This is a genomic window from Mesorhizobium sp. M0136, assembly GCF_040322515.1.
Classification (GTDB): domain Bacteria; phylum Pseudomonadota; class Alphaproteobacteria; order Rhizobiales; family Rhizobiaceae; genus Mesorhizobium.
Window position 1 is genome coordinate 82,647 of sequence record NZ_JAMYTP010000012.1, and the last position, 19,894, is coordinate 102,540.

The 19,894-nt window shown below is 63.9% G+C and carries 25 protein-coding genes; 15 read left to right on the forward strand and 10 right to left on the reverse strand.

What is annotated here, in order from left to right; all coding sequences use genetic code 11:
• Nucleotides 1–167 precede the first annotated feature (167 nt).
• Together NKJ35_RS16375 and NKJ35_RS16380 are read left to right on the forward strand one after the other, a co-directional pair.
• Nucleotides 168–536, forward strand: a complete 369-nt coding sequence (locus NKJ35_RS16375; protein WP_352648462.1) for a YciI family protein — start codon at nucleotides 168–170, stop codon at nucleotides 534–536.
• A gap of 7 nt (nucleotides 537–543) precedes the next feature.
• Nucleotides 544–1,800, forward strand: coding sequence for an RNA polymerase sigma factor (locus NKJ35_RS16380; protein WP_352648464.1), 1,257 nt, complete (start codon nucleotides 544–546; stop codon nucleotides 1,798–1,800).
• A gap of 15 nt (nucleotides 1,801–1,815) precedes the next feature.
• Here the strand turns inward: NKJ35_RS16380 and NKJ35_RS16385 are convergent, their stop codons facing one another.
• The 6 genes from NKJ35_RS16385 to hrcA form a co-directional block, all read right to left on the reverse strand.
• Nucleotides 1,816–2,439, reverse strand: coding sequence for a glutathione S-transferase family protein (locus NKJ35_RS16385; RefSeq protein ID WP_352648466.1), 624 nt, complete (start codon nucleotides 2,437–2,439; stop codon nucleotides 1,816–1,818).
• Between the two features lie 184 nt (nucleotides 2,440–2,623).
• Nucleotides 2,624–3,604 carry a cysteine synthase A gene (cysK, locus tag NKJ35_RS16390; RefSeq protein WP_352648468.1) on the reverse strand — a complete coding sequence of 327 codons (981 nt, stop codon included), beginning with the start codon at nucleotides 3,602–3,604 and terminating at the stop codon, nucleotides 2,624–2,626.
• Nucleotides 3,605–3,766: 162 nt separating this feature from the next.
• Nucleotides 3,767–4,384, reverse strand: coding sequence for a LysE family translocator (locus tag NKJ35_RS16395; RefSeq protein ID WP_352648469.1), 618 nt, complete (start codon nucleotides 4,382–4,384; stop codon nucleotides 3,767–3,769).
• Between the two features lie 87 nt (nucleotides 4,385–4,471).
• The gene (locus NKJ35_RS16400) at nucleotides 4,472–5,827 is read right to left on the reverse strand and encodes a PQQ-dependent sugar dehydrogenase (RefSeq protein WP_352648471.1); all 1,356 of its coding nucleotides are present in this window, start codon (nucleotides 5,825–5,827) and stop codon (nucleotides 4,472–4,474) included.
• A 100-nt stretch (nucleotides 5,828–5,927) separates the two neighbouring features.
• Nucleotides 5,928–6,125, reverse strand: coding sequence for a hypothetical protein (locus NKJ35_RS16405; protein ID WP_352648472.1), 198 nt, complete (start codon nucleotides 6,123–6,125; stop codon nucleotides 5,928–5,930).
• A gap of 33 nt (nucleotides 6,126–6,158) precedes the next feature.
• Entirely contained in the window at nucleotides 6,159–7,271 is a 1,113-nt protein-coding gene (gene hrcA / locus NKJ35_RS16410; protein ID WP_352648474.1) for a heat-inducible transcriptional repressor HrcA, read from the reverse strand.
• A 145-nt stretch (nucleotides 7,272–7,416) separates the two neighbouring features.
• On the opposite strand from hrcA, the gene rph reads away from it, so the two are divergent.
• Genes rph through NKJ35_RS16435 form a run of 5 tightly spaced genes read left to right on the forward strand, consistent with a single transcriptional unit; the run spans nucleotide 7,417 to nucleotide 10,741 of the window.
• The gene (gene rph / locus NKJ35_RS16415; protein ID WP_254818003.1) at nucleotides 7,417–8,133 is read left to right on the forward strand and encodes a ribonuclease PH; all 717 of its coding nucleotides are present in this window, start codon (nucleotides 7,417–7,419) and stop codon (nucleotides 8,131–8,133) included.
• A gap of 32 nt (nucleotides 8,134–8,165) precedes the next feature.
• Nucleotides 8,166–8,576, forward strand: coding sequence for a VOC family protein (locus NKJ35_RS16420; protein WP_254818002.1), 411 nt, complete (start codon nucleotides 8,166–8,168; stop codon nucleotides 8,574–8,576).
• Between the two features lie 29 nt (nucleotides 8,577–8,605).
• Nucleotides 8,606–9,253 carry an RdgB/HAM1 family non-canonical purine NTP pyrophosphatase gene (gene rdgB, locus NKJ35_RS16425; RefSeq protein ID WP_352509499.1) on the forward strand — a complete coding sequence of 216 codons (648 nt, stop codon included), beginning with the start codon at nucleotides 8,606–8,608 and terminating at the stop codon, nucleotides 9,251–9,253.
• Nucleotides 9,250–10,413: a radical SAM family heme chaperone HemW gene (gene hemW, locus NKJ35_RS16430; RefSeq protein ID WP_352509494.1), complete on the forward strand. Its 1,164-nt coding sequence runs from the start codon at nucleotides 9,250–9,252 to the stop codon at nucleotides 10,411–10,413. The genes rdgB and hemW overlap by 4 nt, the downstream gene beginning before the upstream one ends.
• Nucleotides 10,414–10,417: 4 nt before the next feature.
• Nucleotides 10,418–10,741, forward strand: coding sequence for a low molecular weight protein tyrosine phosphatase family protein (locus NKJ35_RS16435; RefSeq protein WP_023678977.1), 324 nt, complete (start codon nucleotides 10,418–10,420; stop codon nucleotides 10,739–10,741).
• A gap of 70 nt (nucleotides 10,742–10,811) precedes the next feature.
• Here NKJ35_RS16435 and NKJ35_RS16440 read toward each other — a convergent pair whose 3' ends face one another.
• Complete coding sequence (locus tag NKJ35_RS16440) at nucleotides 10,812–10,997, reverse strand: hypothetical protein (protein ID WP_023678976.1); 186 nt, start codon at nucleotides 10,995–10,997, stop codon at nucleotides 10,812–10,814.
• Nucleotides 10,998–11,004: 7 nt separating this feature from the next.
• Nucleotides 11,005–11,190, reverse strand: coding sequence for a hypothetical protein (locus tag NKJ35_RS16445; protein WP_352509495.1), 186 nt, complete (start codon nucleotides 11,188–11,190; stop codon nucleotides 11,005–11,007).
• Nucleotides 11,191–11,366: 176 nt separating this feature from the next.
• On the opposite strand from NKJ35_RS16445, the gene rsmI reads away from it, so the two are divergent.
• The 4 genes from rsmI (at nucleotide 11,367) to NKJ35_RS16465 (ending at nucleotide 14,147) form a co-directional block, all read left to right on the forward strand.
• Complete coding sequence (gene rsmI, locus NKJ35_RS16450; RefSeq protein WP_352648478.1) at nucleotides 11,367–12,293, forward strand: 16S rRNA (cytidine(1402)-2'-O)-methyltransferase; 927 nt, start codon at nucleotides 11,367–11,369, stop codon at nucleotides 12,291–12,293.
• Nucleotides 12,286–12,663, forward strand: coding sequence for a YraN family protein (locus NKJ35_RS16455; protein ID WP_352509712.1), 378 nt, complete (start codon nucleotides 12,286–12,288; stop codon nucleotides 12,661–12,663). The genes rsmI and NKJ35_RS16455 overlap by 8 nt, the downstream gene beginning before the upstream one ends.
• Before the next feature lie 192 nt (nucleotides 12,664–12,855).
• Nucleotides 12,856–13,827, forward strand: a complete 972-nt coding sequence (locus NKJ35_RS16460) for a complex I NDUFA9 subunit family protein (protein ID WP_352509713.1) — start codon at nucleotides 12,856–12,858, stop codon at nucleotides 13,825–13,827.
• Nucleotides 13,828–13,910: 83 nt separating this feature from the next.
• Nucleotides 13,911–14,147, forward strand: coding sequence for a metallothionein (locus NKJ35_RS16465; RefSeq protein WP_254817997.1), 237 nt, complete (start codon nucleotides 13,911–13,913; stop codon nucleotides 14,145–14,147).
• Nucleotides 14,148–14,285: 138 nt separating this feature from the next.
• On the opposite strand, the gene NKJ35_RS16470 is transcribed toward NKJ35_RS16465, so the two are convergent.
• On the reverse strand, nucleotides 14,286–14,891 hold the full coding sequence (locus NKJ35_RS16470) for an NAD(P)/FAD-dependent oxidoreductase (RefSeq protein WP_352509714.1): 606 nt from the start codon (nucleotides 14,889–14,891) through the stop codon (nucleotides 14,286–14,288).
• A 95-nt stretch (nucleotides 14,892–14,986) separates the two neighbouring features.
• Nucleotides 14,987–15,793 (reverse strand): undecaprenyl-diphosphate phosphatase, encoded by an 807-nt coding sequence (locus NKJ35_RS16475; protein WP_352648481.1) that lies wholly within the window; start codon nucleotides 15,791–15,793, stop codon nucleotides 14,987–14,989.
• Nucleotides 15,794–15,954: 161 nt separating this feature from the next.
• Here NKJ35_RS16475 and NKJ35_RS16480 point away from each other — a divergent pair, with 161 nt between their 5' ends.
• The 4 genes from NKJ35_RS16480 (at nucleotide 15,955) to mepA (ending at nucleotide 19,844) form a co-directional block, all read left to right on the forward strand.
• The gene (locus tag NKJ35_RS16480) at nucleotides 15,955–16,647 is read left to right on the forward strand and encodes a glutathione S-transferase family protein (protein WP_254817994.1); all 693 of its coding nucleotides are present in this window, start codon (nucleotides 15,955–15,957) and stop codon (nucleotides 16,645–16,647) included.
• Nucleotides 16,628–17,788, forward strand: coding sequence for a tRNA epoxyqueuosine(34) reductase QueG (gene queG, locus NKJ35_RS16485; protein WP_352509717.1), 1,161 nt, complete (start codon nucleotides 16,628–16,630; stop codon nucleotides 17,786–17,788). Before NKJ35_RS16480 ends, queG begins: the two co-directional genes overlap by 20 nt.
• Nucleotides 17,785–18,693: an SDR family oxidoreductase gene (locus tag NKJ35_RS16490; RefSeq protein ID WP_352648482.1), complete on the forward strand. Its 909-nt coding sequence runs from the start codon at nucleotides 17,785–17,787 to the stop codon at nucleotides 18,691–18,693. Before queG ends, NKJ35_RS16490 begins: the two co-directional genes overlap by 4 nt.
• A gap of 65 nt (nucleotides 18,694–18,758) precedes the next feature.
• Nucleotides 18,759–19,844 carry a penicillin-insensitive murein endopeptidase gene (gene mepA / locus NKJ35_RS16495; RefSeq protein ID WP_352648484.1) on the forward strand — a complete coding sequence of 362 codons (1,086 nt, stop codon included), beginning with the start codon at nucleotides 18,759–18,761 and terminating at the stop codon, nucleotides 19,842–19,844.
• Nucleotides 19,845–19,894: the final 50 nt, after the last annotated feature.

Sequence of the window (19,894 nt, forward strand, 5' to 3'; positions counted from 1 at the left end):
ACGGGAAATGCCAACCCGCAATTGTCGCCATTAGACGAACGGTTGAGCTTGCGTGAAATGCCATGGGAGCCGAAAGATTTTTGCAGCGCCTGTCGAAATCGGGCGAGGCCGCGCGACATACGTTCGGCCCGCAACGGAGCGGCCTTCGAGAAAAACGGGAGAAGACCATGCGATACATGCTTTTGATCTATGCGAACGAAGCCGCGATGGCGGCCGCGCCGACGGAGAAGACCTACGAAATCAGCGCAGCCTATGGAGCCTATACCGAGGCGTTGAAGAAATCCGGAGCGTGGCTGGCCGGCGACCGGTTGAAGCCGACCCAGACCGCCACCACGGTGCGGATGGCCAACGGCAAGACCAATGTGCTCGACGGTCCCTATGCCGACACCAAGGAGCAGCTCGCCGGCTTCTACATGATCGAGGCTGAGGACGCCGACGCAGCAATTGCCTGGGCGGCTCGCTGCCCGGGTGCCAGCACCGGCACGATCGAGGTGCGGCCGATCTGGGAAATGACCGAGTACCCATCCCAGAAGTGACCGTGTGATGGACAGTCGTCCGGAGATCGCGCGGGCGGCGGCGGAAGCGGCCGCCCGGCAAAGCTACGGCAAGCTGGTCGCGTATCTCGCCGCGCGCACACGCGACGTGGCCGCTGCCGAGGACGCCTTGGCAGATGCCTTTGCAGCGGCGCTCGAGCGTTGGCCACAGGCGGGCGTGCCCGACAAGCCGGACGCCTGGCTGCTGGCGGTGGCACGCAAGCGCCGCGTCGACGCGGTCAGACGGCGACTGACAAGCGAGGCGGCCCGCGACCACCTTAGGCTGATCGCCGAGGAGATGGAGGCACGCATGGTCGACGAAGACCTGCCGGACGAGCGGCTCCGGCTGATGTTTGCCTGCGCCCATCCGGCGATCGAGGCCGGCGTCCGCGCGCCGCTGATCCTGCAGACGGTCTTGGGCTTCGACGCAGCGACGATCGCCTCGGCTTTCCTTGTCTCGCCAGCCACGATGAGCCAGCGCCTGGTGCGCGCCAAGACACGAATTCGCGAGACAGGCATTCCGTTCCGCGTGCCGGAGCGGGCCGAACTCGGCGAGCGGCTGGGCACCGTTCTGGAAGCAATCTACGCGGCGTTTGCCGAAGGCTGGTCCGACCCGGCCGGCACCGAAACGCGGCGCCGCAACCTCGCGACCGAAGCCATCTGGCTCGGCCGTCTGATGGCCACGCTGATGCCGGACGAGCCGGAGGCGCTCGGCCTTTTGGCGCTGATGCTGTTCGCCGAAGCGCGGCGCGCGGCGCGGCGCAATGCGGCGGGCGATTATGTGCCGCTGGCCGAGCAGGATCTTGCACTGTGGGACGATACACTGATCGATGAAGCGGAGACGCTGCTTGGGCGCGCCGCGGCCAAGGGCGTTGTCGGCCGCTACCAGCTTGAGGCCGCCGTGCAGTCCGCCCATGCGACAAGACGGCTGACCGGCGGCACCGACTGGGTCGCGATCAAGGAGCTCTATGACGCGCTGTCGGTGATTGCCGGCTCGCCGGTGGTTTCGATCAACCGTGCGGTGGCCATTGCCGAGGCCGAAGGTGCCTCGGCAGGATTGGGCGCCCTTGATCAACTCAGCGGCGATAAGCGGCTGTATGACTATCAACCTTACTGGGCCGCCCGCGCGGGCCTGCTGGCCAGGGTCGGCAAAGTTCCGCAGGCGAGCGAGGCCTATGACCGGGCTATCGGCCTCGAACGCGATCCAGCCGTGCGCCGGTTCCTGCAGGAACGACGGGCCGCGCTCGGCCGCGCGGAAAAAGACTGAGACAAGGCGGAGTGCTCAGGCCGGCCACATGTCGTGGGAAGCATTCAGCCTCTTCATCACCCGATGTTCCCGCAAATTGGCCCACAGGCGTTCGATGTTCGGCCAAGCGGTTGGAACCTTCGCGACCTCCGGATGCCAGGCCACCAACATGACGAGATAGATGTCGGCCAGCGAGAGTTGGTCGCCGGCCAGCCAGTCGCGGCCGTCGAGAGCGGCATCGAGAATGGCGAAGCTGCGATCCATTTCCGAGACCGCCGCCTGTTTGAGGGCGTCCACGCCGCCGGCGTCGGCCGTGTAGCGATGTGCGTAGAAGAACCGCAGGTTGGCTGGATAGATGACCGACGACATGAAAACCATCCAGCGCAGGAAATCCGCACGGTCAGGCGAACTTGCCGCGGGCGCCAGTCCTGCTTCCGGGTGGCGCTCGGCCAGCAGGATGCAGATCGCCGCGGATTCGGTCATCGAGCGTCCGTCCGGCAAGATCAGCACCGGCACCTGGTTCAAGGGGCTGATGTCAAGAAAGGCCTGATCGAGGCGGCCCTTCGGAACGTCGACCTGGTGGAAAGGCACGCCCGCCAAAGCGAGCGCCGCCTCGACGACAAAGCCGCCGGTATTGGCACGCGTATAGAGCTTGTACATGAAGTCCTCCACCTGCCGGGCAGCGACGATTTGATACGGAAGTGACCCGCCGCTCAAACGAACGACGCCCGCCACAGGTGGTTTTTCAGCGGTCCACGCCGAAGCGTCGATACAGAACGTTTGATGCCGGAGGGGCAGCGCAAAGGATCGCTACGAACCGGTCAAAAACTCTCGTGTCCAGACTCTAAGTCCCCAATCCCTCGAACAGGATAGTCGAGAGATAGCGCTCGGCGAAGGAGGGGATGACGACGACGAGGGTCTTGCCCTTGTTCTCGGGCCGCGAGCCGACGACGATCGCCGCTTGCAGGGCGGCACCCGACGAGATGCCGACCGGCACACCTTCGAGCCGAGCGACGAGCCGTGCATTGGCAACCGAATCCTCGTTCGAGACCTTGATGATCTCGTCGTAGATCGTCGTGTCGAGGATTTTTGGCGCGAAGCCGGCGCCAATGCCCTGGATCTTGTGCGGGCCTGGCTGGCCGCCCGACAGCACCGGCGAGGCTTCCGGTTCGACGGCGACGACATGCACCGAGGGCTTGCGCTTCTTCAGCACCTGGCCGACGCCGGTGATGGTGCCGCCGGTCCCGATGCCGGCAACGAAGATATCGACTTCGCCATGGGTGTCGTTCCAGATTTCCTCGGCCGTGGTGCGGCGATGGATTTCCGGATTGGCGGGGTTTTCGAATTGCTGCGGAATGACGGCGTCGGGCAGTGTTGCCGCCAGCTCGTCCGCCTTGGCGATGGCGCCCTTCATGCCTTTCGGCCCTTCGGTCAGCACCAGCTCGGCACCGAGCAGCGCCAGCATCTTGCGGCGTTCGACGGACATGGTTTCCGGCATGGTCAGAATCAGCTTGTAGCCCTTGGCGGCGGCGGCAAAGGCGAGCGCGATGCCGGTATTGCCCGAGGTCGGCTCGATCAGCGTGGTCTTGCCGGGCGTAATCCTGCCCGAAGCCTCCAATGCCTCGATCATCGAGACGCCGATGCGGTCCTTGACCGAGGCGATCGGGTTGAAGAATTCGAGCTTGGCCAGCAGATTGGCGACGACACCCTTCTCCCTGGCGAATTTATCCAACCGCACCAGCGGCGTGTCGCCGATCGTCTCGGTGATCGAATTGTAGATGCGGCCGCGGCCGGGCACGTGTGTGTGGGTGGCGGGCTTGTTCATTGATTTTCCTCCCAGAGGTCAAGCGGCAAGAGCCGGGCGGGCATAGGATAGTGCCATCCACCGCGCAAGATAGGCTCGTTCGAAAAATATCCGAGTGACGTTCGTGCTGAATACCGGCAGCTTGCAAGGCGTGACAATCGTTGGGCGGATCGGCGAAGAGATCTACTGGCGGGCGGCAATTGCCGCCGCCGCACCGACCATGAAGCCGGCGGCGGTGCGGTTGAGTGCCCTCAGCGCCCGCGGCGACTTCAGGAACCAGCGCGCCTTGGCCGCCAGCGCCAGATAGGGCACCAGCACCACGAGCAGAACGATGATAGTGAGCGCGACCAGGATGCCGTAATCGGCCAGCGTGATCATCTTCAGATCGACGATGGTCGGGGTGATGGCGAGATAGAAAATCATCGTCTTCGGATTGCCGAGTGTGACGGCGAGACCGGCTACAAAGCTGGATGCCAAGCCGCCTTTGCCTTTCTTCGCCTCTACCGTTTCGGGCGTGATGCCGCTCGTCCAGAAACGCCAGCCAAGAAAAGCGAGGTAGGCGACGCCCAGCCATTTGATGGCTAGGAAGACCATGCCGAACGTCTGTGCGACGAAAGCCAGGCCGAGCACCACGGCAGTTAAATAGGTCAGGTCGCCGAGCATCAGCCCGAACGACATGGCCAGCGACGAGCGGAAGCCGGAACCCAGCGCACGCGCAACAAGCGCGGTGACGCCTGGGCCGGGGATGGCTGCGGCGATGCCGAGGGCGGCGCTATAGGCGAGGAACCCGGTGAGCGTCATGGTTCGCGCTTGTCGCACAATGTTGAAGTTGGGTGAATTCCCTCGGGCCGAATTCGATTGCGCCAGCGCAGCAGGCGACGCCGCCGTTCAGGAGCGGCCGTCTTCGTAGGTAACGCGCCAGATGGTGCCGTTACCGTCCTCGGTGACGATCAGGGAGCCGTCCTTGGCCATGGCGACACCGACCGGGCGGCCCCAGACGGCGTCGTTCGAGATGACGAAGCCGGTCATGAAGTCCTCATACTCGCCGGTCGGCTTGCCATCCCTGAATTTGAGCCTCACCACCTTGTAGCCGGTCCTGGCGCCACGGTTCCACGAACCATGCATGGTGACGAAAGCATCACCCCGGTAATCCGCCGGAAAGTTCTTGCCGTCGTAGAAGGCTATGTTCATCGGCGCCGAATGGGCCTGCATCAACACGTCGGGGACAGTGGACTTGCCGGCGAGGTCTGGCCGCTCGCCCTGATGGCGCGGATCCTCGTGATTTCCGATGTAGTACCAAGGCCAACCATAGAACGCACCGTCCTTGACCGCTGTTGCAAACTCGAACGGCACATTGTCGCCGAGCTCGTCGCGCTCGTTGACGACGCACCACAACGCGCCGCTGGCGGGCTGCACCGTCATGCCCGTACAGTTGCGCAGGCCGGTGGCGACAGTTCGGGGATTTTTCCCGTCCGGGTCAAAGGCGAGCACATCGGCACGGCCTTCCTCGGGGCCCCAGGCCGCCCCGAGCGGCTTTGATTTCGCCCAGGCGTCAAGGCCGCCATCCGGCTGCTTGTCCATGTCCTCGGCGACATTCGAGTCCGAGCCAACCGATAAAAAAAGCGTCTTGCCGTCAAGCGAGAAGGCGATGTCGCGGGTCGAGTGACCGCCCGACGGGATTTTGGCGACAATGGTTTCTGGTTTACCGGACGCCTTCAGGTCACCGTCGCGATAGGGGAAGCGGACGATGCTGTCGCTGTTTGCGACATAGACCCATTGCGGCTTGCCGCCTGGCGGATAGAAGGCGATGCCGTATGGATAGTTGAGGCCTTGGGCGAAAATCGCTTTCTCGATGGGTTTGGCGCGGCCCTCGGCCAGACGGTAGACGCGTATTTGGTCGGCATGGCCGTTTGCGATGAACAGGTCGCCGTTCGGAGCGACGCGAACGACGCGCGGATTATAGAGTCCGGAGGCGATCATTTCGGCCGAAAAGCCCGGCGGCAATTCTGGCTCGGCGCTTTCGGGCCGTTCCGCCACGCCGCCGCCGTTCGAAGCGGATTGAGCGGGGTCGGCTGCCGGCATGTCTTGCGGCCCGATCAGGCGGCGGACGCCAGGCCTGTCGGCGTGCCAATCGCCAAAAGCGGCTTCGCCTTTGAGCACCTTTTGATCCGCCTGCTGGGCGGCTGCCGGTGTCGCGACAAGGAGGGCAGCGGCAACGGCCGCAAAGCCGCCAGATCGGATCATTAACGTCCTCCGAGGTTTGCCTCGAAGAGGGCAAACGGGATCAGGCATTGGTCGTTCCAAGCGGTGGTCCAGCACACGAGGATTTGAAGCCGAACCCCGTTCAGTTGCCAGAGGCGTAGAAGTCGTCGTCGAGTCGCTTTTCCAGCGCGACCAGATCGGCCGGCAGCGGCAGGCCCATGGCCCGCATCTCTTGCAGCTTCTCACGCAACTGCTCTTGCACCTCGTGGTGATCCTCAGGCTGATTGACCATTTCCTCGAGCAGCAGGCTGATCTGGGCCTTGAACGATTCCAGCGCCATTCTTTTTCTCCTTGCGGCAGGCCGCGGCGGCTCCTAGCGCAGCATGCGCGAAATCAGCTGCGCGGTATAGTCGACCATCGGTACTATGCGCGCATAATTCAGCCGCGTCGGCCCGATGACGCCGAGCGCACCGACGACGCGCGCGTCCTTGTCGCGATAGGGTGCCACCACCAGCGAGGAGCCCGACAGCGAAAACAGCTTGTTTTCCGAACCGATGAATATGCGCACCCCCGGGCCTTCCTCGGCGAGGTCGAGGAGCTGGATCAGTCCATCCTGCGTCTCCAGATCCTCGAACAGATGCCGCAGCAATTCTATGTCGGCCTGGGCGGTGACGTTTTCCAGGAGATTGGCGCGGCCGCGCACGATAAGCCGCCCAGGCACCCCGCTTTCGGCGCCTGCCCAGACCGCCAGGCCCTTCTCGACCAGATCCTGCGACAGCGTGTCGAGGGCTGCCCTGGTCTCTTCCTTGATGCGGGCGATCTCGACCCGGGCCTCGGCCAGGGTGCGGCCGCGGATATGGGCGTTGAGGAAGTTGGAGGCTTCGTGCAATTGCGAGACGGTGATGCCGGCGGGCAGATCGATGACGCGATTTTCGACGTCGCCGTTCTGCGAGACCAGCACGGCCAGCGCCTTGGTCGGCTCGAGCTGGATGAATTCGATGTGCTTCAGCGCCGCCTCATTTTTGGCGGCGAGCACGAGGCCGGCGCCGCGCGACATGCCGGACAGCATCTGGCTGGCCTCGGTCAGCATATGCTCCAGCGTCGCGCCCGAGCCGGAGGCGCGCACCTGCGCCTCGATGGTGCGGCGCTCCTCGTCGGAGAGGTCGCCGAGTTCCATGAATGCATCGACGAAGAAGCGCAAGCCGGCCTGGGTCGGCAGCCGGCCAGCCGAGATGTGCGGCGCGTAGATCAGGCCGAGATGCTCGAGGTCGCTCATCACGTTGCGGATGGTGGCCGGCGACAGCGATGACGGCAGGATGCGCGACAGGCTGCGCGAACCGACCGGCTCGCCATCCTTCAAATAGGAATCGACGATGCGCCGGAAGATGTCGCGCGAACGCATATCGAGCGATTGAAGCGCGGGCGGTTGAAGTGCCGGCGACGAGAGCAATGGCGACTGCGAACCGGGATCGACTACCTTGGTCATTCGAGCCAGAAACCTCCGGTCCGAAGATATAGACTTCCGCGGCGTCGGCGCAACCGGTCCATTTTCCTTTGCGCCTCACGCCCCGTGCGGCTACAAGCCGGCCAAGATTCCCCGGCCAAGATTCCGAAGAAAGAAAGAAGCCTGAATGCGCCCTTCCAAACGCCAATTCGACGAAATGCGCCCCATCTCCTTCGAGCGCGGCGTCTCCAAGCATGCGGAAGGCTCGTGCCTGGTGAAGTTCGGCGACACGCATGTGCTGTGTACGGCCAGCCTGGAGGAAAAGGTGCCGGGCTGGATGCGCAACTCCGGCAAGGGCTGGGTGACGGCGGAATACGGCATGCTGCCGCGTTCGACCGGCGAGCGCATGCGCCGCGAGGCTTCGGCCGGCAAACAAGGCGGCCGCACGCTGGAGATCCAGCGGCTGATCGGCCGCTCCCTGCGCGCCGTGGTCGATCTGCAGGCGCTCGGTGAGCAGCAGATCACCGTCGACTGCGACGTGATCCAGGCCGACGGCGGCACGCGCACCGCTTCGATCACCGGCGGCTGGGTGGCGCTCTACGACTGCCTGCGCTGGATGGAAGCCCGCCAGATGGCGAGCCTGGGCAAGGTGCTTAAGGATCACGTCGCGGCGATCTCCTGCGGCATCCATGATGGCCAGCCGGTCATCGATCTCGACTATATCGAGGATTCCTCGGCCGGCACCGACGCCAATTTCGTCATGACCGGCAAGGGCGGCATCGTCGAGATCCAGGGCACAGCCGAGGGCGAGCCGTTCTCGGAAGAGCAGTTCGCGGCGCTGATGGGGCTCGCCAAGAAAGGCATTCAGCGCCTGGTCAGCTTGCAGCAGATGGCGGTGGCTTAGCTGCGGTCAATATTGGAGAGATTGGCGATCCTGTGACTCCTTCCGCAATCCTGGAATCAGCACTCTACGTGACGGACCTTGCTGCCGCGGAACGGTTCTATTCGGGCGTCCTCGGGCTCGATCTGCTCGGTAAGGTCGATGGCAGGCATCTCTTCTTCCGCTGCGGCGACGGCGTGCTGCTTATCTTCAATGCCGAGGCGACCAAAGTGCCGCCGCGGGCCGACGCCAAGCTGCCCGTGCCGCCGCATGGCACGGTCGGCGAGGGCCATCTTTGCTTCGCCGCAAGCGCGGATGAAATCCCACGCTGGAAAGCGCATCTTGAGGCGAAGAAAATCGCCATCGAAAGTGAGTTCGAATGGCCTCAGGGCGGTCGCTCGATCTATATTCGCGACCCCTCGGGCAATTCGATCGAATTCGCCGAGCCAAGAATTTGGGGCATCTGATGCATTCGCCGCCTGTTCATTCACCAACTATTCATTCGCTTGATGGGCATAAGATCGTCGTCGCAAGCCACAATGCCGGCAAATTGCGCGAATTCACCGATCTGATGGCGCCATTCGGCATAGAAGCGAAGTCCGCAAAGGAATACGGCTTGCCGGAGCCGGACGAGACTGGCACCACTTTCGAGCAGAACGCCTTCATAAAGGCCTTGGCCGCCGCCAAGGCAACTGGATTGCCGGCGCTGTCGGACGATTCCGGCCTGTGTGTCGATGCGCTCGACGGCGCACCCGGCGTCTACACCGCCAACTGGGCCGAGACGCCGGACGGCTCCCGCGACTTCGGCATGGCCATGCAGCGCACGGAAGTGGCCTTGCAAGAAGTTGGCGCGATCACGCCTGCCCAGCGCAAGGGCCGCTTTGTCGCGGTCATCTGCCTTGCCTTCCCTGATGGCCAGGCGGAATATTTTCGCGGTGAGGTCGAGGGCACGCTGGTATGGCCGCCGCGCGGCGAGCTCGGCTTCGGCTACGATCCGGTGTTCTTGCCCGATGGGTTCGAAAAGACCTTCGGCGAGATGAGCGCGGAGGAAAAGCATGGCTGGAAGCCCGGCCAGCCAACCGCATTGTCGCACCGTGCCCGTGCCTTCCAGAAATTCGCCCAAGCCCGATTGGCCGGCGCATGACCATGCTGCTCGACCGCAGCCCCGGTTTCGGCGTCTACGTCCACTGGCCATTCTGCGCGGCCAAATGCCCCTATTGCGACTTCAACAGCCATGTCCGCCACCAGCCGGTCGACCAGGAGCGTTTTGCCCGCGCCTTCGAGACCGAGCTGGCGACGATGCGCGGCCGCACCGGGCCGCGCGAGGTGACCAGTATCTTTCTTGGCGGCGGCACGCCATCGCTGATGAAGCCGCAGACCGTGGCGGCGGTGCTGGATGCAGTGGCGAAGAACTGGACGGTGCCCGGTGGCATCGAGGTGACGCTGGAGGCCAATCCCTCCTCGGTCGAGGCCGAGCGCTTTCGCGGCTATCGCGCGGCCGGCGTCAACCGGGTGTCGCTTGGCGTGCAGGCGCTGAACGACAAGGATCTGCGCTTCCTCGGCCGTTTGCACAATGTCGATGAGGCTCTGCATGCGATCAGCCTGGCGCGCGAGATATTCCCACGGCTGTCGTTCGACCTGATCTACGCGCGACCTGGTCAGACGCCGGAAGCGTGGCAGGCGGAGCTCGAGCAGGCGATCGGCCACGCCGCAGACCATCTGTCGCTCTATCAGCTGACCATCGAGGAAGGCACGCCGTTCCATGCACTGCATGCGGCAAGGAAATTCATCATTCCAGACAATGAGCTTGCCGCCGATCTCTACGCGTTGACACAGGAGATCACCGCCGCGCACGGACTGCCGGCCTACGAGATTTCCAACCACGCCAGGCCCGGCGCCGAAAGCCGGCACAATCTCACCTACTGGCGTTATGGCGAATATGTCGGCGTCGGTCCCGGCGCGCATGGCCGGTTCGTCGAAAATGGCCGCCGCGTGGTGACGATCGCCGAGAAAATGCCGGAGACCTGGGCCAATCTGGTCGAGGCCAAGGGCCATGGCGTTACCGGCGGCGAAATCCTGACGCGCTCGGAAGAGGCCGACGAGTTCCTGCTGATGGGGCTGAGGCTGGCGGAAGGCATCGACCTTTCCCGCTACGAGGCATTTTCAGGGCGCGGCCTGTCGACGGCACGGCTGTCGGTGCTGCAGGACGAAGGCCTGGTGGCACCGATCGGCAATGCCCGCCTGCGCGCCACGCCGGCCGGCATGATCGTGCTCGATGCGGTCGTGGCGGATTTGGCCAGATAGCACGTTGAAGAACGTTCTCTTCATCTGCAGCCAGAATCGCTTGCGCAGCCCGACGGCGGAGCAGGTGTTTTCCAAGCGGCGGGACATCGAGGTCGCTTCGGCCGGCACTAATCACGATGCCGACATTCCGTTGACGCATGAACTCGTCGCCTGGGCCGACATCATCTTCGTGATGGAAAAAACGCACCGCGCCAAACTGCAGCAGAAATTCAAGACAAGCCTGAAAAAGGCTCGAGTAATCTGCCTCGATATTCCCGACGACTATGCATTCATGGACCCGGCTCTGGTGGGCCTGCTGGAGGCGCGTGTCTCGAAGTATCTGGGTTGAATGATAGATCGCGGAGCATTCGCAACCGCGCTTCGAGAACTGTCTCGACCGATCGCTAAGGTTTGCGGGGTCAAGCCTCGTGCTTGTGGCGGTGTTTGGCGCGATCTTTTTCGCTGGTCTCTCCGGAACGGGCCGGCTTGATCTCGCTTTTGTCGCGTGAGGCATGGTGCTGGTCGTCTGTGGAATGTGACGCTGCGCCATCGCGGGCGCTTTTTGTTTCGAGGCGGGTGATGAAAATGTCGAAGCGATTGGGCATCGTCCGGTCAGTGCTCCGTCGTGCTGTCGGTTTCGGTTGCGGGCTTGCTCTCTGCCGATCTCTGACGCGCAAGCGGCTTCTTGGCTCTGCCATCTGCGGCTTCGGCAGGCAGGCTCTTGTCGCATGGCGCGGCGAAGCGTTTGCGGCCGGCATAGTAGGGTTCGAAAACGTCCTGTATGGTCAGGCTGTTCATCCTGCTCCTCCCGAGATCAGGTGTAAAATTCGCCGGCAACGGTTTCGTTCCCTACTATGGCGAAGGCATGGCGGCTGGTTCACGTCGGCATCCCTTTTGGAACCCGGGCCTTTGCAACCCAGGCTTTTGCAACCAAGCGTGAGCCGTGCCAAACAGGGTCGAACGGAGTTGTGCAGGTGACCGGCGAATCGGCCAAACGCAGTTATGTGGTCGGGCAGACCGAAATCGCCGCCCGGCCGCTCGAGCCGGCGCTCTACCTGGTGGCGACGCCTATCGGCAATCTCGCCGACATCACGCTGCGCGCGCTGGAAACGCTCGCCGCCGCCGATATCGTCGCTTGCGAGGACACACGTGTCAGCCGCGTGCTGCTCGACCGCTACGGCATCCGCCGCCGCACCACCGCCTACCACGAGCACAATGCCGGCGAGGCCGGACCGAAGCTGATCGCGGCGCTGCTGGCCGGCCAAAGCGTAGCGCTGAACTCGGATGCCGGCACGCCGCTCATCTCCGACCCCGGCTACCGGCTGGTCGGTGAGGCGCTGGAACGCGGCATTCGTGTCGTGCCGATCCCCGGCCCGTCAGCAGCACTTGCCGCTTTGACGGCATCCGGCCTGCCCTCGGACGCGTTTCTGTTTGCCGGCTTCCTGCCGGTGAAGACCGGGCAGCGGCTGACGCGGCTGGAAGCGCTGAAGGCGGTGCCGGCAACGTTGATCTTCTTCGAATCGCCGCGCCGGCTGGCCGAGACGCTCAGTGCCATGGTCGAGGTGCTGGGCGGTGCCCGCAAGGCGGCGATCGGCCGCGAGCTGACCAAGACTTTCGAGGAGATGCGGACCGGCACCCTGCAATCGCTCGCCGGCCATTATGCGGGAGCCGATACGCCCAAGGGTGAAATCGTCATCTGCGTCGGCCCGGCCGATGCGGTCGCTGATGAGCCAGAAGACATCGACCGGCTGCTGCTTTCGCTCGCCGCCGAAATGCCGGCCTCCAAGGCAGCGGCGGAAGCCGCCAAGATGACGGGTGGCCAGAAGCAGACGCTCTATCGTCGGCTGCTCGACCTCAAGAATGCTGGAAGAGACGGGGCCGGCGGAGACGGCGATGGCTGAACGGCCAAGCGCCAGCCGGCAAAAGGCCTACCGGCGCGGCTATCACGGCGAATGGCTGGCGGCGGCGGCGCTGATGCTGAAAGGCTACCGAATTCTTGCCCGCCGCCACCGCACCAGGTTCGGCGAGATCGACCTGATCGCGCGGCGTGGCGATCTGGTGCTGATCGTCGAGGTCAAGGCGCGCCGCACGCTGATGGAGGCAATGGAAGCCGTCGGTCGCGAATCGGAGCACCGCATCGAAGGCGCCGCCGATTTCTGGCTGTCGCGCCAATCCGACTACGGAAAATTATCGGTGCGCTTCGACATGGTGGCGGTGCTGCCGTGGCGTTGGCCGGTGCATGTCGAGAATGTGTTTTACGGGCGAAACTAGGCCATTCTCGAAGTGGGGCCGTTTTGCTGCGCCTGCGGTTCAGATCATGGTTTGCCGATCTGTCAAGCATCCGCCCAGCGCTGACCGGAACAAAAGCGTTCCTGCGTTGTTCCTCAATCGTCCTGATGTTCGACGGGCTGGTTCAAATGCCGGCCAGGGCAGTCCTCGTGACAGCTAGGCGAGGACAAAGGGATGGCGAGGCAAATGGATCCCGACGATCTCAACCCGGAACGGATCGTCACCGTGTTCGGCGGAACTGGCTTTCTCGGGCGCAGGATCGTGAAGCGACTCCTCGAAAGAGGTTTCACGGTGCGCGCCGCATCTCGCCATCCGGCTCGCGTGGCCCTGGTCTTCTCCTCGATTACGAGGATGCCCGAAGCAGTCGAGGCGGATATAACGGATGCGTCCTCGATCGGGTCGGCCATTACCGGATCGCGGGCGGTCGTGAATGCCGTCAGTCTTTACGTCGAGCAGGGCGTCCAGACCTTTGAACGCGTGCATGTAAAGGCCGCGGTCGATCTCGCTGCCGCGTCGCGCGACCGCGCGATCGACCAGTTCGTCCAGATTTCGGGGATCGGCTCCGATCCTCAATCGGATTCGAATTACATAAGGGCGCGTGGGCGCGGAGAAGGTGCCGTGGAAAGCGCATTTCCCGGCGCTTTCATTGTGCGTCCCGCCGTCATGACAGGACCTGACGACGCTTTCCTGACAACCATTGTGAGGCTGATACGCCTCCTGCCGGTCTATCCGCTGTTCGGCGATGGAGGCACACGGCTTCAGCCGGTCCATGTGGCAGACGTCGCAGAAGCAGTGAGCCGGCTGATCGACGGGCGAACCCACAAGGGTTCATCCATATTCGAATTCGGTGGCCCGCGCATCTACACCTATAAGGAACTGCTTCGGGAGATCGCCCGACAGCTCGGTACGCACGTCCAGCTGATGCCGGTGCCGTTTGCGGTATGGAACGCCTTGGCTGGCGTCGCGGAACTCCTCCCGGCTGCCCCCATAACGCGCAACCAGGTCGATCTCATGCGTCAGGACAATGTGGCAGCAATCGACGTGCCTGGCCTGAAGGAACTCGACATCGAGCCGCGGGGTATCGACGAGGTGATCCGTGCGATCGAACAGCGTCGTGGCACAGGCTCGCGGTCGTCTCCGCCTTAGGACGACCCCCTGATCCTGGCGGGAACCTATCGCCGCGCGACAGGTTGGTCGAGCTTGAGGCCAGTGAAAGAAGGAAAAGAACTATGGCCAGATGCGATCAATGCGGGAATGACTACGATAAGGCTTTCAACGTGACGATGGCCGACGAGACCTACACATTCGACAGCTTCGAATGCGCGGTCCAGAAACTTGCTCCGACGTGTCCGCATTGCGGATGCCGGATCATCGGACATGGCGTCGAACAGGATGACATCATCTACTGCTGCGCACATTGCGCCGCGGAAGAAGGCGCGAGCGCGCTGACCGATCGTGCGCCTTGACGCACCTCCTTTTGGCGTCTCCAGGTCGACCATTCCGAACGGCTGTGCCGGCTCGGTCCGCTAGGCAGCGTACGTCGTCTTGATCGCGCCAGAGCTGTCATGTTCTTGCACGTTCAAGAACCGCGTTCGACGGCTCGTTTAGACGCCGTTCCGTGGCAAGTCGGCTCGCGCTTGGACAAGTCGCTCCACGACGGCGGCCGCCTCCTCTGGAATGGCCGGTATGGTGCCCGACTTCCGCGTCGATCCGAAATCGAGGCCGGCGAAAAACAGACCTGGAACAGCGCCGACGCCATCCTCGTGGACGGGCTGGCCGGCTGCATCGAGCGCGCCGGGAAGCCGAACCCATGAGAAATCGCCGGTGAAGCCCGTGCACCAGATCACTGATCTGATGCCGCTCGCCGTCCAGTCGAGGGAGCGGATCGGAGGATCGGGCAAGCGCGGTTCAATCGTCTCGGCCGGATCATCCTCGGCCAGTTGCGCATCGAGGCCGGCGCGCTCGATGTACTCGTCAACCAGGCGCTTCGCGCCCCAGGGCTCGGGGCCGTCGTAGGAATCACCGGGTAAGATGGAGCGAATGGTCGGCGAGTTCAGTCGAAACGAGTTCCATCGCTGCGTTCGCCACGTTTCGCCAATCCGGCCTCGATCGAGTACACGGTGGTCGCGGGCCCGCCGTTTCAAGAAGTAGCTGACGCCGAGTCCCGCCGGACCGGCGCCAATAACGAGGGCGTCAAGAACTTCGCTCACGCATTCCCCCTGCCAACCATACGTCCACAAGATCGTATGGCTCGGCTTCAGGCAAGAATAGAGTTCCGGCTGGGATTTGCGCTATCCGCGCCGGCTCACCCCCAGATTGCCAGCCCCGTCAGCCCGACGATGCCGATGACCAGCCGCCACCAGCCGAACAGCGCGTAGCCATGGCGCGAGACGTAGTCGAGCAGGAAGCGCACGACGATTAGCGCGGTGACGAAGGCGGCAACGAAGCCGACCGCGATGATGGGCAAGTCGGCGCTGCTTAGTACATTGCGGTTCTTGAACAGGTCGAAGGCGAAGGCGCCGACCATCGTCGGGATGGCAAGGAAGAAAGAGAATTCCGCCGCCGCCCGCTTGTCGACGCCGAGCAGCAGCGCGCCGACGATGGTCGAGCCCGAGCGCGACGTGCCGGGGATTAGCGACAAGCACTGGAACAGCCCGATCTGCAGATAAAGCCTGGTCGGAAACCGCTCGACATCGTGGTAATACGGCTTCGGCGTCATGCGATCGACCAGCAGCAGGATGACACCGCCGATGATCAGCATGATGCAGATCAGCCGCGGCGATTCGAACAGCACCGTCTTGATGAAGTCATGCGCCAGTGCGCCGATAATGGCCGCCGGCAGGAATGCGATGAGAATGCCAAGGACGAAATGCCGCGTCAGCCGATCGTAGGGCAGCTCGAGCAGCATCTTCCAGAGACGGCGGAAATAGACGCTGAGGATCGCCAATATGGCGCCGAGCTGGATCAGGATCTCGAAGGCTTTGCCGGTCGAATGAAAGCCGAGAAAATGGCCGGCGAGCAGGATATGACCGGTCGAAGACACCGGAATAAACTCGGTCAGGCCCTCGAGCATGCCGAGCAGCAGCGCTTCGACTACGGTTTGGCTTTCCATGGCAACCTCGGCGTTGGAGGGCGGGCTTGAGAAAACGGTTTGCTTGTCACGGCGCGGAACTCCCCCTATAGGTCGCAGCACCCTGACAGCCCCTGAATCGGGCGGCCAAGACTTACCGGCGCAGCCGGCGATTTGCCAGTGCGCTCTATTATCGCGGGACCATGCTGACGCTTTTCCACCATCCGATGTTCGCCAGCTGCCGCTTCGTCCGCCTCGCCTTTGGCGAGTATGCCGAGGAACTGGCGCTGATCGAAGAAAAGCCGTGGACGCGGCGCAAGGAGTTCCTGGCACTGAACCCGGCCGGCACGCTGCCGATCCTGCTTGCCGAGGGCGACGTGCCGATCGTCGGCGCGATGGTCATCGCCGAATATCTCGACGAGACGCGCGGCGTACTCAAGCGCGACAAGCGGCTGTTCGCCGAGGATCCGATGGAGCGCGCCGAAATCCGCCGGCTGACCGACTGGTACCTCAACAAGGCGGAAAGCGAGGTTACCCGGCATCTGGTGCGCGAGCGCGTCCTGAAGCCGGTCATGCCGGAAACGGCAGGCGGCGGGTCGCCCGATTCGGCGGCGATCCGCGCCGCCCGCGCCAATATCCGCCAGCACATGAAATACACCAACTGGCTGGCCGGCACCCGTCATTGGCTGGCCGGCAACAAGGTCACCTATGCCGATCTTGCGGCGGCGGCGGCACTGTCGGTGCTCGACTATCTCGGCGAGATCGACTGGCGCGAACACAGCGCCGCGCGCGAATGGTATACAAGGGTGAAATCACGGCCTTCGTTCCGGCCGCTTCTGTCCGACCGGGTGCGCGGCCTGTCGCCGGTGTCACATTATGCGGATCTCGATTTCTGATACGGCAAAGCTGCGCGCGCTCATCGACCGCGAGGCGCGGAACGCCGGCTTCGACGCCGTTGCCGTCACCACGCCCGATGCGATCCCGCAGGCGCCGGAACGGCTGGCCGAGTTCGTTGCCGACGGCTTTCACGGCTCGATGGGCTGGATTGCCGAAACGCTCGAGCGGCGAGGCAAACCGACGACGCTTTGGCCAGAGGTCCGCTCGATCGTCGTGCTGGCGATGAATTACGGCCCCGACCACGACCCACGCGAGGTGCTGGCGAAGCGCGACCGCGGCGCGATCTCGGCCTATGCGCAGAACCGCGACTATCATGACGTGATGAAAGGCCGGCTGAAGGAGATCGCCGGCAAGATCGTGGCGCGCGCCGGCGGTGACGTGAAAGTGTTTGTCGACACCGCACCGGTGATGGAAAAGCCGCTGGCCGAGGCGGCCGGCCTCGGCTGGCAAGGCAAGCACACCAACCTGGTTAGCCGCGCGCATGGCTCCTGGCTGTTCCTCGGCACCATCTTCACGACGGCCGAGCTGGTGCCGGACGCGCCTGAGGACGATCATTGCGGCTCCTGCCGGGCCTGCCTCGACGCCTGCCCGACCGATGCCTTTCCGGCGCCTTACCGGCTCGATGCGCGGCGCTGCATTTCATACCTCACCATCGAGAACAAAGGACCGATCCCGCATGAGTTCCGGGAAAAGATCGGCAATCGCATCTATGGCTGCGACGACTGCCTGGCCGCCTGCCCGTGGAACAAGTTCGCCCAAGCCGCTTCGGAGGCAAAGCTTGCCGCCCGCGCGGACTTGCGCGAACCGCCGATCGCCGAGCTGCTGCGTCTCGACGACACTGCCTTCCGAACGCTCTTTTCGGGCTCGCCGATCAAGCGCATCGGCCGCGACCGTTTTATCCGCAACGTGCTGATAGCGGCCGGCAATTCCCAGGACTCGTCGCTGGCCGGCGCCGTTCGCGCGCTGCTCGACGACGCCTCGCCCCTGGTTCGCGGAGCCGCGGTATGGGCGCTGTCGCGGCTGGTGCCGGGTCGGGAGTTTGCCGAACGTGCCGCAGCCGCGTTGCAGGCAGAAGATAACGAGGCGGTGAGAGGCGAATGGCTTCTGCCCCTGCCAAAGCCGATCGAGGCGCATACATGACAAAAAAGCAGATTTTCGTCTTCGGCGCCGGTTATTCAGGCAAGGCCTTCGCCCGCGCCAACAGGGATGCCGACACAACGATCTTCGGTACAACACGGTCGCTGGAAAAATTCCCGGCGCTGCGGCAAGCCGGTATCGTGCCGCTGCGATTCGATGGCAGGCTGACCTCCGAAATCGGCGATGCCCTTGGGAAGACAACCCATCTCGTCGTCTCGGTCGCGCCGGACGAGGCCGGCGACCCGGTGCTGGGCGCGGCCCGCGAGGAGATCGCGGCCAACATGCCGGAGCTCGAATGGATCGCCTATCTCTCCACCGTCGGCGTCTATGGCGACCATGGCGGCAATTGGGTGGACGAGGCCGCCGAATGCCGGCCAGTATCGAAGCGATCAGCGATGAGGGTTGCCGCCGAGCAGCATTGGGTGAAACTGGGCCACGACGTCGGCCGACCGGTGGCGATCCTGCGACTTTCCGGCATTTATGGGCCAGGCCGCAACGCCTTGGTCAATCTGGAAAACGGCACCGCCCGGCGGTTGGTCAAGCCGGGCCAGGTGTTCAACCGCATCCATTGCGACGACATTGCCGGCACGCTCTGGCATCTAGCTGAAGGCAATCGCGGCGGCATCTTCAACATCACCGACGACCTGCCGGCGCCGCCGCAGGACGTCGTCGCCTATGCCGCCCAATTGATGGGCATCGAGCCGCCGCCCGAAATTCCGTTCGAGACCGCCCAACTTTCGCCCATGGCGCGGTCTTTCTATGGCGAGAACAAGCGTGTCGCCAACGCGGCGATCAAGGCGGCCGGTTATGGCTTTCGCTTTCCCGACTATCGCTCGGCGCTCGATGCCATGTGGGCGAGCGGCGACTGGCGCGACGGTGAGGCGCGCAGCCCGATGAAACGGTCCTGATCGATACGTTGCGCGGGCTATGGTATGATGCGGTTCAAATCGCGGAGGGGTCCAGCTTGGGGAAAATGTTGAAGCGAGCCTTGCCCGGCAAAACGCTGCCGCTGACGGCAGCACTGGCCGTCGCCAGCTTGGCGGCGCTTGCAACGCAGCCAGGGAGCGCCGAGCAACGGGCAAAGGACCTGTTCGGCGCCAAAAAACTGCCGGCACTCGCAGCAGCGCAATCGATCGGCTTCTATTCCAAAGGCTGTTTTTCCGGCGGCGTCGCCCTGCCCCTGGACGGCCGGCACTGGGAGGTGATGCGACCGTCGCGCAATCGCCGCTGGGGCCATCCGGCAATGATCGCGCTGATCGAGAAGCTGTCGCGCGATGCCGCCGCCGATGGCTGGCCGGGCCTGTTGATCGGCGACATCTCGCAACCGCGCGGCGGTCCGATGCTGACCGGCCATGCCTCGCACCAGATCGGCCTCGACGCCGACATCTGGCTGACGCCGATGCCCGACCGCAAGCTCTCGGCCGAAGAGCGCGAAAACATCAGCGCTACCTTGATGGTCGACGAAAAGACCCATCTCGTGAAGGACGGGCTGTGGACGCCGATGCATACGCGGCTGTTGAGGCGCGCCGCGAGCTATCCCGAAGTCGAGCGCATCCTGGTCAATCCCGGGATCAAGAAGAAGCTCTGCGACACGGTCAAAGGCGACCGTAGCTGGTTGCGCAAGGTCAGGCCGTTCTGGGGCCACGACTACCACTTCCACATTCGCATCAGCTGCCAGCCTGGGTCACCCGACTGCAAGGCGCAGGAAGCGACGGCGCCGGGCGATGGCTGCGACCAGGCGCTGGCCTGGTGGTTCACCGAGGAGCCGTGGCGTCCCAACAAGAACCCGGACAAGCCGAAGGCACGCGACGTGATGACGATGGCGAACCTGCCCAGGCAATGCCAGTTCGTGCTCGACGCGCCGGCTCCGCCCTCGGCGGAAGCAGTCACCTACTATGGCGACGGCGTGCCGGTTGCGGCCGCACCCGCTCCCGCGGCAGAGCCTTCGCCGCCGCCGACGCTCGCAGCCGGCGCGGCAGCGCTTCCGGCCTCGGTGAACGCCTTTATGGCGACGCCCGAGTTCGGCATTCCGCTGCCGCGGCCACGACCGGGGCACTGATGCGGGCAGCGTGTTCGCTGTCTGCATCCGTGCATCTCCACTTCGAAAAC

Bases quoted from the DNA above. Each gene is read 5' to 3' on its own strand.
- hrcA (WP_352648474.1), bottom strand. From the start codon at position 7,271: ATGACCAAGGTAGTCGATCCCGGTTCGCAGTCGCCATTGCTCTCGTCG.
- NKJ35_RS16375 (WP_352648462.1), top strand. From the start codon at position 168: ATGCGATACATGCTTTTGATCTATGCGAACGAAGCCGCGATGGCGGCC.
- NKJ35_RS16455 (WP_352509712.1), top strand. From the start codon at position 12,286: ATGGCTGAACGGCCAAGCGCCAGCCGGCAAAAGGCCTACCGGCGCGGC.
- NKJ35_RS16400 (WP_352648471.1), bottom strand. From the start codon at position 5,827: ATGATCCGATCTGGCGGCTTTGCGGCCGTTGCCGCTGCCCTCCTTGTC.
- NKJ35_RS16480 (WP_254817994.1), top strand. From the start codon at position 15,955: ATGCTGACGCTTTTCCACCATCCGATGTTCGCCAGCTGCCGCTTCGTC.
- rph (WP_254818003.1), top strand. From the start codon at position 7,417: ATGCGCCCTTCCAAACGCCAATTCGACGAAATGCGCCCCATCTCCTTC.
- NKJ35_RS16475 (WP_352648481.1), bottom strand. From the start codon at position 15,793: ATGGAAAGCCAAACCGTAGTCGAAGCGCTGCTGCTCGGCATGCTCGAG.
- cysK (WP_352648468.1), bottom strand. From the start codon at position 3,604: ATGAACAAGCCCGCCACCCACACACACGTGCCCGGCCGCGGCCGCATC.
- NKJ35_RS16405 (WP_352648472.1), bottom strand. From the start codon at position 6,125: ATGGCGCTGGAATCGTTCAAGGCCCAGATCAGCCTGCTGCTCGAGGAA.
- NKJ35_RS16440 (WP_023678976.1), bottom strand. From the start codon at position 10,997: ATGCCCAATCGCTTCGACATTTTCATCACCCGCCTCGAAACAAAAAGC.
- NKJ35_RS16380 (WP_352648464.1), top strand. From the start codon at position 544: ATGGACAGTCGTCCGGAGATCGCGCGGGCGGCGGCGGAAGCGGCCGCC.
- NKJ35_RS16385 (WP_352648466.1), bottom strand. From the start codon at position 2,439: ATGTACAAGCTCTATACGCGTGCCAATACCGGCGGCTTTGTCGTCGAG.
- mepA (WP_352648484.1), top strand. From the start codon at position 18,759: ATGTTGAAGCGAGCCTTGCCCGGCAAAACGCTGCCGCTGACGGCAGCA.
- hemW (WP_352509494.1), top strand. From the start codon at position 9,250: ATGACCATGCTGCTCGACCGCAGCCCCGGTTTCGGCGTCTACGTCCAC.
- NKJ35_RS16460 (WP_352509713.1), top strand. From the start codon at position 12,856: ATGGCGAGGCAAATGGATCCCGACGATCTCAACCCGGAACGGATCGTC.
- NKJ35_RS16395 (WP_352648469.1), bottom strand. From the start codon at position 4,384: ATGACGCTCACCGGGTTCCTCGCCTATAGCGCCGCCCTCGGCATCGCC.
- NKJ35_RS16445 (WP_352509495.1), bottom strand. From the start codon at position 11,190: ATGAACAGCCTGACCATACAGGACGTTTTCGAACCCTACTATGCCGGC.
- NKJ35_RS16465 (WP_254817997.1), top strand. From the start codon at position 13,911: ATGGCCAGATGCGATCAATGCGGGAATGACTACGATAAGGCTTTCAAC.
- NKJ35_RS16490 (WP_352648482.1), top strand. From the start codon at position 17,785: ATGACAAAAAAGCAGATTTTCGTCTTCGGCGCCGGTTATTCAGGCAAG.
- queG (WP_352509717.1), top strand. From the start codon at position 16,628: ATGCGGATCTCGATTTCTGATACGGCAAAGCTGCGCGCGCTCATCGAC.